Genomic DNA, 13,254 nt, shown 5'->3' with positions numbered 1-13,254 from the left:
GGGCTATCTAAGCGATCCCATGATAAAGTTACGCTATGCCCTTGCCAAAACTAAGGTGGAGCCGTTGTATACGGCTAACGCCAGTACAGCCTCTCCATTGCCCGTCCCTCCAAAAAAAGCGCGATCTATATCGACGCCGGAGAAGCGGCTACTTGTCGGCTTAAATTTGGCTCCTCTTATGACAAGAGTTGTTCTCCCGGGTTTATACTCGTGCCAGTACTCCGCTTCTTCCGTGGACGGAACTTCGCCCGAAATAAAGCACAGTCGTAAGGAGAGAGGTTGGTCGCTAGAGATTTCAACGTCCAGGTAAATCAAAGTCTCTGAATTTATCGCAATAGGTGGAAACTTGAATTTCATGTCGTCCCATTCGCCTGTCAGCCTCAATCTGGATCTAACGTCGTAATTCACAATGCATTCTCCACGTCTAATTTGATATCGTCACAGGAGTCGGAATTGAAGACTTCAGCCGCCGCATTATTAAGCTTTCAATTGTGCGGGCCATCTCCTCCTCACTCGGGAATCGCTCGGAAAACTTCAACCCACGCAGCGAGAGAGCTAGCGCTTGCTGTGGGCTATTCAGAAGATCCAGTATTCCCGCTGCGATTGCTTCCGGCTCCGGATCGACCAGCGTACAGTTGTCGAATGAGCCATAGTTTACCTCATTTTGGTTGACACTCAGATCCACAACCGGACATCCACAAGCCATCATCTCATAAGGCACCAACGAAGGGTTTGTTGTCGAGAAACATACTCCAACCGTAGCGTTTCTATAAAGATCGCCGAGTTCCTCCACCGTTTCAGTTAAGCCAAGCGCTTTGAAAGGAAATGGAACATGTCCAAATTTCTCGGCTCGGCTCCCATAGAAAACGATTTCTGTGCCGGGACGCTGATCGTGAACAAGAGCTAGGGCTGCTACTCCGAGTTCATAGCATCGCCTTGGCATATCAGGTCGCGCAAAAAAGATCACTTGGTCCCTATTCTTGCTAATCGCCTGATTGTGGTAATAAATTCTTCGATCGATCGGAAATAGAAAGTGATCGCCTTCAGTCACTCCAACGTATTTGTCAATCATTCTAAGCGGCCATGGGCCCGACGTTATGTGGTAAAATCCAAACTTGTAGGTCTGGAGCGCACGAACATAATCCGTTCCCATCGGGAAAAACATAGGCTCAAAATCTTGGATAAAGTTGATGATAAGCTTGGCGCGATCCCTGTTCTCACGCGCGATATAAGAAGTTGTCCAATAAGTAGCAATGAGAACGTCGCAGTGTTGTATGGTCTTAAAGTCCAGATATGCCTCCTTAGTTCCAATGTCGAAAAAATTGGCAGAAATGAAAGATATGACATCGGATCCTGTTCCAAATCGATGATTATCGCGGGTAAAATAAACACTGCACTGATGGCCGAAATCGGAGAGATATTTGACGGCCCGGAATATATTCCTATGCCCTCCTGAGCCTTCGAAAGGCTGCGGAATGATCCAGCTGATACGAAGCCTCTCGCCCTCCCGTGGCATAACTCCCGAATCGGGGTCACCGACATGCTCGTTGTTGTGGCTCTTTAATATATCATCATAACATCTAAACAATCTTCCCCCGAGTTCAAGTGGCGAATAATATCTTAGATAAGACAGATGTGCTTCGATCGCCATCGAGTTTCTGCTTGAGGGGTCTTCGATTAAATATCTCAAAAAATTGTACCAGTCTTCAGGTTTTTTTGCGACAAATCCATTTATTCCATCGGCGATCGCGCTCTCGAAAGCCGGAATTTCAGACGCGATCGTGGGCACCTTGCAAAGCGCCTGCTCAACAAACTTAAGTTCACTTTTGGATTTGCAGAATGCGCTGCTCACGTCGAAAGGGGCAAGGGCGACGTACAATGTTGACGTCTCTATAAGTAAGTCCCTCCAATCGATGAAAGGGATTCTCACTACTTTGTGCTCAAGACCAGCAAGATGCTCCGAAACGTCTAAATACCCAACGATCTTCAAGAACACATCTTCAAACTCTGTGAGTATACGACGAAGAGCCGGCGCAACTTCAGCAAAATCGCTTTGATGAGACTTTGTTCCGCTGAGATAACCGATGAACTTAGCTTCACCGCGCCACGGAAGCAAATTTTCGCATATGTTAATCTGTTCGCTGTTTACAGAAAATGGGATGACCCAGCATTTCTTCCCCGAAAAAGAAATCAGCTGGCTGCGAAGGTAATCGGTGGACGTGGTAACATAATCAGAGGCGAGCAGCGCGGAACTTATGCTTCTCACTCCTTCGACATAATTTGCTTTCTCGTCTTCGCTCATGCGCTGGTATGCATCTATTCCGTCGAGTTGCGTGTCGTCGAAAACCAAGTCATCAATGTCATACACAATAGGTATATTGAGCGAATGCAATTTGCTGTATAATTTTTGCACACGCTCATTGAAGCCGCTCCTAAAATTCACCAAAATGGAAAACTTCGACAGGAAGGCCTCGTCAAACAACCTTTCGTCAATGTCATAAAGCCATTCTGAGTCAATACCTTCGAGGGATAAGTACTCCATATGGTTGAACACTCTATATCTTTTGCTGGGTCCTTCCACGCAGCCAAGAAGAAATAACACTTTAGATAATGATTGCATCCCTGGTGTTCCTTAGAAGAGATATTCGGTTTTACAAAGCCGTTATAATTGGCTCACGTCTGTCACAGAATATTTGTGCGATTTTAGGTATTACTAGACAATTCAGCCTATCTTGATCTATATAATTGCGATCGACACAACAATATAACTCGGGGCAGCGGTGAGAATGTGTGACATGTTGCCAGCCGTTACTAGTACATCATCGCCTAACTGGCGAGCACCTTGCGCGACGTCCGTCATGGCAATATACATCTGCGAAGCCTAGGGTACATCCGAGAAATTGCCGGCTATTGACTTTCCATCCTCACCTAATTGGACAGCAGCTTGCGCGACGTCCTTCGCCGCAATATGCACCAGCGCAGCCGTGAGCATGTCCGATAGGTCGCCGACTGTTGGCTTTCCGTCCTGGCCCAACTGGTCGGCAATCAGTGCGTCGTACTTTGTTTGTAGTGTCAATAAGCTTTTTTCAAGACGCGCGGCTCGATTTTCCAGAAAATAAAGACGCGATTCGTTTTCTGCGTTGCGCTTTTTGATGTCTGCGGTGGTAGCACTGTCGGTGTCCAAAGCATTCCGTATCGTCATTTTTCACCGTCCGGTCTTTTGCTCGGTAGCTGGCTCCGAGCTGTCGCTGATACTCGGAGGCTTGGTACATGAGTTCAGGAATCGACGCTAGGTAGGGGACTCATTCAGGTCCATGCGATGACAGAGGAAACGAGCGCGACGGCTGCGAGATAGTTGCAGGCTAGGCGATCGTAGCGGGTCGCAACGCGCCGCCAGTTTTTGAGGTGGCCGAACAGCCGCTCGATCCGATTGCGCCGCCGGTAGGCGATCCGGCTGTGCTTATAGGGTACCGTCCGGGTGGCCGTGGATGGGAGGGTGGCGATCACCCGGTGGCTCTTCAGCCAATCCCTCAAGCTCTGTGCGTCGTAGGCCTTGTCGGCGATCAGACGCTTGGGCGGCACCACAGCGCACAGCAAGGGCAGCGCCATGGTGATGTCGGCCACGTTGCCGGGCGTCAGGGCGAACGCGACCGGTCGGCCACGATCATCGGCCAAGCAATGGATTTTACTCGTAAACCCGCCTCGCGAGCGGCCGATCGCTTGGCTCCAGGCCCCCCTTTTCCGCCTGATGCCGAGCGGTGGGCCTTCACGTGGGACGCGTCGAGCATCAACTCATCTGGCACGGGGCCTGCGGCCGCGATCTTGGCGAACAGCCGCTGCCAGATCCCGCGCTGAGACCATCTGTTGTAGCGGTTGTAGACCGTCGTGTGCGGACCGTAAGCGGAGGGCGTGTCCTGCCAGCGGCAGCCGACCTTCAGGACGTGCAGGATGCCGCTGATCACTCGCCTGTCGTCGACCCGTGGCTTGCCCGGTTGGCCGTGAGGTAGGTGCGGCTCGACCCGCCCCCAGGCTTCATCGGAGAGCCAGAACAACCGTGCCATCGCGAACCTCCTGCGCTGGAAACCCCAATCTCAGGAAGAAAACGCGAGCAACAGCAATTGGTTGTATGAGTTCCCTACCTAGCATTACAGTTGCGTTTTTGTGCGAGTTGGCTGCCGGTTGGCTCGGCTTGGCTTCCGGCGTTGCCGCCGTTTAGAGCTGTTCCCGGTCAGGTAGCGACGGCCAAGTCGTCATCGTAGCCGGCTGCAGCGACGTAGTTGCGGCACTCCTGCGGGGTGAAGCGGGTGAATGCCTGGCGGATCGCCGCCCAGAGATCCGGGATCGTGCGGGCGGCCGCGCTGCGCAACAGCGCCTTCAGCTTTGCGAAGGCCTGTTCAATCGGGTTGAAGTCAGGGCTGTAGGATGGGAGGTAGAGCAGCCGAGCCCCTACGGCCTCGATCGCATCCTGCACACCCGCGACCTTGTGGGCTGGCAGGTTGTCCATGACGACGATATCGCCAGGGTGCAGCACCGGGACCAAGGTCTCGGTGACATAGCTGCAAAAGCGCGTGCCGTTCGTGGGGCCGTCCAACAGCGCGGTCGCGCACAGCCTGCTTGTGCGCAAGGCGGCCGTGATGGTCGTGGTCTTGTAGTGGCCAAACGGAGCCGCAAGCCGGCAGCGCTCGCCGCGTGGGGCCCAACCGGAGCGCCGCGCCATGTTGGTGGCGGCCGCCGTCTCATCCAGGAACACCAAGCGGTCCAGGTCGAGCTCGGGCTGGGCCTCGAACCACGCCTCGCGGGCCGCTCTTACGTCTTCACGCTCCTGCTCAGCTGCGTACGTCGCCCCTTTTTCCAGCTGATCCCGTGCCGCTGGAAGAAGCGCGATAGACCGCTCGTGCTGGTCTGGACGCCTTGCTCAGCCAGTCGGTCGCGCAACTCGCGCAGGAAGAGGCGCGGCTCCTGCTTGGAAGTCGCCAGGATCAGTGCGGCATGCGCCTCAATACGCTTCGAGGTGTGATCGCCGCCCATAGGTTTGGGCGCGACATGGCCCACTTGGTGCGAGCGCTGCGACCAGCGGCTGGCGCTCGACACGCTGACCCCGAAGCGCCTCGCGGCGCGATGGCAGGAGGCACCGGCCGCCACGGCCGCCACGACACGCTCGCGCAGATCCACAGACAGAGGTGAAGGCATCGGAATGCTCCTTCACCCGTCAACGCGCCACCTGCTAACCTGTCTCAAACGGCGCGGGACCGGCTCTAGCGTCGAGTACACCACGCTGCGCCCGGCCTTCACAGCCTCGACGGCAAGTGCCGTGGCCAAATGGCTCTTGCCGGTGCCGGGCGGCCCGAGGAGATGGACGACCTCGGCCCGGTCGATGAAGGTCAGCTCCGCCAGCGCCATGATCCGCTCCCGGTCGAGGGAGGGCTGGAAGGTGAAGTCGAAGCCGGCGAGCGTCTTGATCGTCGTCAGGCGTGCGACCAGCAGGGCGGTCTTCACCCGGCGGTTCTCGCGCAGCGTCAGTTCCTCCATCAGGATCTCGTCGAGGGCGGTAATCCCATCGATCTCGCCCTGCTCGATGCGCCGGACCGTGGCGTCGAGGACTTCGAGGGCTCGCGGCATGCGCAAGCCGACCAGGCTGTGCTTGATCCTGTCGAGGGTCGTCGCGGCATGGGAGGTGGCGGTGCGGGTCATGACCGGACCCCGATCCCGGCGGCGAGCCGCTCGCCGACGGCTTGGTAGACGGTCAGGGAGCGTTGCGCGACGTGATCGCCACTCCGACCGATCGGCAGGCTGTCGGGATGGCCGTGCCGCATGGCCCGGGCAGCTCCTCCCTGCCGATGCTCGGGATCGACGCAGTACTGGCGCCGTCCCTCCAGGATCGGGTGGCTCGCCACGAGCCGGCCGCCGTCGAGGATGCGGATCGTGTCGGGCAACTGGTGCACTTCGACGACGCGCCGCGTCCGATCCGGCACGCTGTAGTAGTTGCCGCCGATCGAGACGAGGCCGTCGTGGCTGACGCGCCGTTCGAGCTTGAGCAGGACGTCGAAGGGCACGGCGGGCAGCGGCTGCAACTCGGGCTTCTCGGCGGCGAAGGCCTCTGAGACGATCCGCTGCGTGGTGCCATGCAGGCGGACGTTGGCGATGGTGTCGAGCCAAGTCCGGAGCTGGAGGTTCAGGTCGTCGAGGTCGCGGAAGGAGCGGGCCAGGAAGAAGTCCTGGCGGATGTAGGAGAACGGCCGTTCGACCTTGCCCTTCGTCTTGGCCCGGTACGGCCGGCAGGCACGCGGCAGGAAGCCGTAATGTTTGGCCAGCGCCAGCAAGGATCGATTGTAGACGATGTGGCCGTCCGCGGCCTCGCCGGTGACCGCGGTCTTCATGCGGTCGTAGAGGATCTCGATCGGCACGCCGCCGAGTGCGGCGAACGCCTGCATGTGACAGCGCATCAGCGTCTGCAGATCCTGATGCAGGACGAAGCGCGCCTCGATGTGCCGGGAATGGCCGAGCACGAGCGAGAACAGATGGCCGAGCACGAGCGAGAACAGCCAGACGATGCAGCTCGCGCCCGGTGCGTCTGTGAAGGTGACCACGAAGCGAGCGAAGTCGACCTGCGCCTGCTGGCCGGCGGGGGTCTCGAAGCGAACCTCGTAGGGCTTGGCCTCGGGCGGGCGGGTCGCGGCGACGAACCGCTTCACGGCGGTGTAGGCCCCCGTATAGCCGCGCGCCCGCAGCTCGCGGGTCAGGCGCACGGCGCTGAGATCGGGGAAAGCCGTGACGCGCTCGCGCAGGTAGACGAGGTAGGGGGCGAGCTTGCTCGGACGTCCGGCTGGGCGCGGACCGTAGGCCGGTGGTTCGAGGCCGCGCTCGATGTACTTCCGGACCGTCTTCGGATCACGCCCTGTCCGGCGGGCGATGGCGGTAACCGACAGGCCCTGTCGGTGCAGGTCGAGGATCATGAGGAGTTCTCCCCGCAGGACCATCCTCGTCGCTCCCGACCGATACGCATCGGCCGGCATGGTGGCGCAGGATGGAAAAGCCTGAGAGCGCGGGGTGCCCTGCGCGCTCTCAGGCCCGGGCACCGACCAGGGAATTTTCGATGCCCACAATCAGGGAGTATTCAACGCCCGCTGACACTTAAGATCGGGCGACACGCTCATCCCGGACAACCTCAGCGCCCACAAGGTGGCGGGCGTGCGCGAGGCGATCGAAGCGGCCGGAGCCCGGCTCCTGTAGCTCCCACACTACAGTCCTGAGTTCAACCCGATCGAACGTGCCTTCGCGAAGCTGAAAGCGCTTCTGCGCAGCGCGGTGGCGCCCGCCGTCTGCGATCTCTGGGCGGCGATCCACAAGGCCTTCACGCGCTTCTCGCCCGAGGAGTGCCGCAACTACTTCAAAGCTGCCGGCTACGAGGATGAGGCTTTTGCTTCAAGCTGATCGGGTCCCACTCTAACGGATCGCCGTGGAAGCGCGAGGCGAGATGGTGTCCTTTGGACAATGTTTTTGAACTCGGTTCGAGGAATTCATCGCAGCATCAGCGCGTGGCAGCTGTGTATCTCTATAGCCTTTGCTGCGGTCAATCCCTGCAATGTGTACACCGCGTCCTCCGGTGATATTTGCGGTGATATTTGTTTTTCACAGCGAGAATCCAGACGATGAGCGGCCAGGATATACTTTCATGCCGCTCCCCTCGGGGCGGCTGCGGCAACGTCGATGTCGAGCACTGCTTGACATATCCGCACATGCCCGCAACTTCCTGAAACGAATAGTCAAGCTAATCCGACCGACCATATGATCGAGGGCGCCGCCATTAAGCTCCTCCGCTACGATGGCCGGCCTTATCTGAAGCGCGAACGGCGTCTTTTAATATCAGGTTAATCTTTTCGGGGTCGCCCCAAATCGCCGGCGAGTCGTAAGCGCGATCCGGAAATTCTCCAAATCTTGGCCTGATCCTGAGGCCGTTGCGGGAAATAAAATCCTGTATTACGTCTTTGAGTTTTGTGGGCTTGCCTGAGCAGCAATTGATAATCCCAGTCACTGAGGTCTGGCATACGCATGCGATTATCTGTCGGCTTAACTCATCTAATGTAACAAAGTCATACATATTGTTTCCGCTATTCATGGGGAAATGCAATTTACCTTCCAATTCCCAATTTATGATCTTTGCAAAGAGCGAGTTGCCCCTGCCGTTATCGCTCAAAATGTAGAAAGCACGCAGCCACTGTGCGGCGATGCCGTTCTTGCCGGCCTCCAATAGGAATGCTTGTCTAAGCGTATTTTTAGCAATGCCGTACAGCGAGCCAGGATTATTGGGTGTCCCTTCGTCTATGCTTCCTTCCCAGTAGCCGACCTCGTGCATCGTGCCCATCGCCGCGATCTGCCTGACATTAAGGTGCATCATGTCTTTCAGAAAATCAAAATGGTCAGGTATAGATTTTATATGAACTGGGTTGTCGTGCTGAAACCCTCCTTGCCAGGCAAGATGAAGCACAATATCAGGGATATTGTTTGTTTGCAGGAGGATCTTAGGAAGGGCTCTGAAGTCAGCTATAATCTTTTCAACCTTCGGATCTGCGCCAAAATCTTTCTGATCGACCGCGATGACGCGAAGGCCGACATTTGTTGCGGCCTCCATAATTGACGGACCCATAAATCCCGCTGCGCCGGTAATCAATATCGATGTCTCTGTCATTTCTTGATCCGGTTTTGCGCTCTCATGACCTTTGAATTGTTCCGTGATTGAGATTAACGTCGGTCTCTATGTGCTCATAATTGTGTAACGAGGCGCAATGCGATTTTCTTCCTTCGATGGTGTCTTTCCCTCAAGATTTCACTCCCACCTTCCGGGTACTCCGGAGGTGCCGCAATCAGAGCCCAGATCCGCTGAATTACTTTTTGCGTAACGGGCTTGCTTGGTCAATAGGAGGTGGGCCCGTGCTTTCCAACACGCGGTGGCCCCATTTCCCTTTGTTTTGTATGGCTTTGCGTGCACTGTGCCGCATTCGCGGGCTAAGTCGGTGAAAGTCTGGGTGGCCGATTTTGGTCCGTTGACGAGGGTATCGTTACCAACTTCGAGGCTCTAACAAAACCCGTTGCGGCGCGTTGAGAGGAGATGGTGGGACCGCTGCTTTCCGACGGCTCGTGGGCCGAGATTGCAATGCAGCTGCCGCACGAACCAGCGAAGCCCAAGGGCGGGCGCCCTCGAACGCCCGACCGCGCCGCGCTGACGGGCATCCTGTTCGTGCTGCGCTCGGACTTGCCGTGGGAGTAGCTGCCCCGGGAGATGGGCTGCGGCTCGGGTGCGACCTGCTGGCAGCGCCTGCGAGACTGGCAGAAGGTCTGGTTGTGGGATCGTCTGCAGCAGGTGCCGCTCGACCGAACCGGACGCCAAAACGTCATCGACTTCAGCCGTGCCCAGCTCGACAGTGCCTCGATTGCCGCAAAAACGTATGGCCTGCCCCATCGGCAAGTGGCTCTGGATCGTCTGGTCGAGCAGTCTTTATAAACGTATCCGGCCTTCCGGCGCAGTCCTTGGCTAAGTTGGAGATCCGCGCGTCCTGGGCCTCTTCAAAAGGTCGGCGCCGGGTGTCAATTTTGCGGAGAGGCTTCCAAGACACCGGTCGAATGTCGAGCAAGGGCTTATGCTGACGTCCCCTTAGCGACAGGCGCGCTCGAGCGGCACCAGCGCGGTCAGGAACGGCAACGCCCAGATGCGCCCCGCCCAGGGGACGGGGCGAGCACCATCAGGCTCATCCAGCGCATCCCGCTCGCCTTGACGAGGTGGCTATCGGAGGAGCGGACCGGGTCGCGGTAGATGCCGTCGGCCGCGATGCGCTTGCGGCGGCGGCGCTTGATCGTGCCATCGAGCGCCAGGATGACCGGACCACGGGATGCGAAGGCTGATATGAGCATCCCGAGTAGGACGCGGCTGCCGGAGCGCGGCCACCATGCCGTGCGGTTGAGGATGCGGTGGACGAACAGCGGCGCGAACGCCAGGATGATGCCAGCGAAACAGGCAGGCAGGGGCAGCATGGCGGTGTCTCTTGGCGGGGACGTCACCAGCCTACCCGGCACGCCCGCTTCGTTACCTCTGCTCACTCAACCCGCCGCAAATGGCCAAAGTCGAGCTTAGGGGACTCATTCCAGGGTCCTGAGGCACGAGCGCTTAGGAGCTCATTCCACGTTGCTGGCTCGGAGTGGTGTCGCCTGCGGGAATGGGGTCTCCGGTTGAGTTCGCCTTCAATTGCCGGTAACCCGCCGCGGTTGCTGGTCGCCACTCGTCGCTTTGCCCGAAGCTGTCGCGGGGATCTGGCCAGCTGAGTTGTTGCGCAAGGTCGAACGCATGCAGCGGTTCGATCGCAGGAGCTGACTTGATGGCCCTTCATATTCTAACGGGCGGCGCCGGCTTCGTGGCGGCGAACCTCATCGCGCGCCTCCTTGGTCGAGGGGAAGAAGTTCTTGCGCTGGATAACCTCTCACGCGGCCGTTCGGATTTCTGGCGCCCTTTTGAAGCACAGCAGGGCTTCCGTTCATCGGTCGTAGATTGCGCGGATCTTCAAGCCTTCCGGACTGTACTGCGCGATGAGGTTCAGGGTATCGAGATCAGCGCCGTCTGGCATCTTGCGGCCAACTCAGATATCCCCGCCGGTATTGCGGACCCGCGGATTGATCTTGAGGGAACGTTCTTGACAACGTTCAACACGCTTGTCTTGATGCGAGAATTTTCAATTCCAATCTTACATTTTGCCTCAAGCTCAGCAATTTACGGTGATCATGGTGAGACCGCGATCCACGAAGATGTCGGGCCGTTGGAGCCCATATCCAACTATGGAGCGATGAAGCTCGCCTCTGAGGCGCAAATTCGCGCTGCTGTGGAAGCGTTCTTGCCCAAGGCCAACATCTTCCGGTTTCCGAATGTCGTCGGCGTGCCGGCGACGCACGGCGTCATCATCGACTTCATCAACAAGCTCAAAGCCACGCCGCGCATACTCGACGTCCTTGGCGACGGCACGCAGATGAAGGCCTACCTACACGTCGAGGAGCTTGTCGACGCGATGCTTTTCATCGCTGACCACGCGCAGGGCCGGTACAACGTCTTCAACGTCGGCCCGTCCGATAGTGGGATCACAGTGCGCGAGATCGCCGAAGCGGTGCGCGACCGTGTCTCCCCCGACGCTGAGATCCGCTATGGGGATGGTGGCCGCGGCTGGGTGGGCGATGTTCCGCGCTTCCGTTACGTGACGGCGCGGCTCGCTGAACTAGGCTGGCGCCCGCAACTCGACTCGAACGGAGCAGTGCGGCGCGCCGTCGATCAGATCGCAGCGCAAGAGCTCGACCGCGGCTGAGGCGCAAGTGATGCAGGCAGTCATTCTCGCTGGAGGTAAGGGCACTCGTCTCGCCGAACGGCTCCAGGGCCGGCCGAAGCCCCTCGTCGATGTCGAGGGCGTTCCCCTCTTAGAGCGCCAGATTGTCACCCTACGGGACTACGGGGTCGACGATGTTGTCGTCCTCGTCAATCACGCGGCTGACCAGATCGAGGCGTTCTGCGCGGATCGGGATAATTTCGGACTTGCCCGGCTCGCGCTCGTTGACGACGGAGAGCCGCGAGGTACGGCTGGCGCAGTGCTCGCCTGCCTCGATCGGCTCGCGGAGCGTTTCCTCGTCATTTACGGAGATACACTCTTCAACATCGACGTCGACCGCTTCCTGGCGATGCACGCGGAATCCGGTGCCGACGCGACGCTATTCCTTCACCCTAACGACCATCCATTCGACTCCGATCTCGTCGAGATGCAAGACGGCCGCATCACGGCCTTTTTCCCCAAACCTCACCCGCCAAGTGCGCTGCGGCCAAACCTCGTCAATGCAGCCTTCTACGTTGTCGAGAAGCGGGCTCTAGAAGGCTGGCGGGGCTTTCCGACGCCGGCAGATTTCGGACAGGACCTCTTTCCCGCAATGGTCAAGGGAGGAGCCTTTCTTCAAGGCTTCAACAGCTTTGAGTACATCAAAGACCTCGGTACTCCGAAGCGGCTCGACAAGGTGTGTGCTCACCTCAGGAGCGGCGTGGTAGCGCGCGCTACCTACCGCACACCGCAGGTCTGCGTCTTCATCGATCGAGATGGCACTCTTAACGAACTGCGAGATTACGTGCGAAGGCCGGAGGATCTTATCCTCCTTTCCGCAGCGGCGGAAACGGTGCGGCGCTTCAACGATGCCGAGCATCGAGTTGCGGTGGTGACGAACCAGCCCGTGATCGCGCGCGGGGAGTGCTCGTTCGAGGGACTGCGCGCGATACACGCCAAGCTCGATATGGCTCTTGGCGAAGCCGGTGCCTTTGCTGATCGCCTCTATTTCTGCCCACATCATCCTGACGCCGGATTTCCCGGCGAAGTTCGCGCGCTCAAGGTGGAGTGCGAATGTCGCAAGCCGAAGGCGGGGCTGATCCTTCAGGCTGCCCACGACCTGAACGCTGACCTCTCGCGCTCATGGATGATCGGCGACAGCACGAGCGATCTCCTTGCAGCCCGCAACGCCGCCGTCCGGTCGATCCTCGTACTAACGGGCGAGGGTGGGCAGGACGGCAAGTACCGTGTCCGGCCAGACTTCACCGTCCCCGACATCGCCGCCGCCGCCTCGCTCATCCTCACCGTCTACCCGAGGCTCGTCGCAGAGACGGAAACCATTGTGGATAGGATCCGACCGGGAGATCTCATCCGCATTGGTGGCCCGGCCCGCTCGGGCAAATCGACAGTTGCAGCGGTCCTTGCGCACGAGCTTCGCCGTGCGGGCAACGACGTGGTTGTGCTGCCGCTCGACTCCTGGATCAAGCCCGAGGCGGAGCGGACGGACGGCTTGCTCGGCCGCTTCGATGTCGAAACTGCGAGCGCTGCCCTGGATCCATGGCTCGCCGGTGGCGAGACCGAGATCGACCTGCCCTATTATGACAGGCGGCGCCGCCTGCGCGTTCCTGGGGAGACGCTCAACCTGCGGTCCGACAGCGTGGTGATCCTCGAGGGGGTGCCGGCCCTGGTGCTGCCGCTCTCGACGCGCCGTCGAGTGCTGACGGCTCATCTCGGCACTGACGAGGCAGGCCGCAAAGCGCGCGTGATCGCCGACTTGGTCGACCGCGGGCTCGCCGACCATGACAGCGCTGCTGCCGTATACGACGCGCGCATGTGCGACGAGATCCCGCTGGTCGAGAGAGCGGGCTGCGGCGCTGACCTGCGGCTTGACCTCGATCACTGTTTTTCCTGACTCTGC

8 protein-coding genes and 4 pseudogenes are annotated in these 13,254 nt (G+C 58.7%); 4 read left to right on the top strand and 8 right to left on the bottom strand.

The features are described from left to right. Window positions 1-424 precede the first annotated feature (424 nt). From AC3WSN_RS05210 to istA, 6 genes and pseudogenes are all read right to left on the bottom strand, one after another. A complete protein-coding gene (locus AC3WSN_RS05210) occupies window positions 425-2,554 on the bottom strand; it encodes a glycosyltransferase (protein ID WP_492536635.1) in 2,130 nt (709 codons plus the stop codon). A 327-nt stretch (window positions 2,555-2,881) separates the two neighbouring features. Further along, window positions 2,882-3,184 (bottom strand): hypothetical protein, encoded by a 303-nt coding sequence (locus AC3WSN_RS05205; protein WP_492536634.1) that lies wholly within the window; start codon window positions 3,182-3,184, stop codon window positions 2,882-2,884. A 122-nt stretch (window positions 3,185-3,306) separates the two neighbouring features. Beyond that, a pseudogene (locus tag AC3WSN_RS05200) lies at window positions 3,307-4,061 on the bottom strand (IS5 family transposase). 167 nt (window positions 4,062-4,228) lie between these two features. After that, window positions 4,229-5,190 (bottom strand): IS630 family transposase gene (locus tag AC3WSN_RS05195; protein WP_492536633.1). Its coding sequence is split into 2 segments (ribosomal slippage): window positions 4,229-4,842 and window positions 4,842-5,190, totalling 963 coding nucleotides; the frame shifts between segments, so codons are not numbered across the junction. Between the two features lie 30 nt (window positions 5,191-5,220). Then, window positions 5,221-5,691 (bottom strand): annotated as a pseudogene (locus tag AC3WSN_RS05190) (ATP-binding protein); the annotation flags it as partial. Continuing rightward, complete coding sequence (istA, locus tag AC3WSN_RS05185; protein ID WP_492536632.1) at window positions 5,688-6,977, bottom strand: IS21 family transposase; 1,290 nt, start codon at window positions 6,975-6,977, stop codon at window positions 5,688-5,690. The gene istA and the pseudogene AC3WSN_RS05190, both read right to left, overlap by 4 nt. A 154-nt stretch (window positions 6,978-7,131) precedes the next feature. On the opposite strand from istA, the pseudogene AC3WSN_RS05180 reads away from it, so the two are divergent. Then, a pseudogene (locus AC3WSN_RS05180) lies at window positions 7,132-7,431 on the top strand (transposase); the annotation flags it as partial. A 373-nt stretch (window positions 7,432-7,804) separates the two neighbouring features. Here AC3WSN_RS05180 and AC3WSN_RS05175 read toward each other — a convergent pair. Beyond that, on the bottom strand, window positions 7,805-8,686 hold the full coding sequence (locus AC3WSN_RS05175; RefSeq protein WP_492536631.1) for an NAD-dependent epimerase/dehydratase family protein: 882 nt from the start codon (window positions 8,684-8,686) through the stop codon (window positions 7,805-7,807). Window positions 8,687-9,106: 420 nt separating this feature from the next. Between AC3WSN_RS05175 and AC3WSN_RS05170 the strand changes: the two are divergent. Then, window positions 9,107-9,448: pseudogene (locus AC3WSN_RS05170) on the top strand (transposase); the annotation flags it as partial. A 236-nt stretch (window positions 9,449-9,684) separates the two neighbouring features. On the opposite strand, the gene AC3WSN_RS05165 reads toward AC3WSN_RS05170, so the two are convergent. Further along, a complete protein-coding gene (locus AC3WSN_RS05165; RefSeq protein WP_492536630.1) occupies window positions 9,685-10,026 on the bottom strand; it encodes a hypothetical protein in 342 nt (113 codons plus the stop codon). 341 nt (window positions 10,027-10,367) lie between these two features. Here AC3WSN_RS05165 and AC3WSN_RS05160 point away from each other — a divergent pair, with 341 nt between their 5' ends. Further along, window positions 10,368-11,339, top strand: coding sequence for an NAD-dependent epimerase/dehydratase family protein (locus AC3WSN_RS05160; protein WP_492536629.1), 972 nt, complete (start codon window positions 10,368-10,370; stop codon window positions 11,337-11,339). Window positions 11,340-11,349: 10 nt separating this feature from the next. Beyond that, complete coding sequence (locus AC3WSN_RS05155; RefSeq protein WP_492536628.1) at window positions 11,350-13,248, top strand: HAD-IIIA family hydrolase; 1,899 nt, start codon at window positions 11,350-11,352, stop codon at window positions 13,246-13,248. Window positions 13,249-13,254: the final 6 nt, after the last annotated feature.

It is taken from the genome of Methylobacterium sp. FW102-HT35C08 (assembly GCF_058790235.1).
This window is presented reverse-complemented; position numbering and strand designations above follow the sequence as displayed.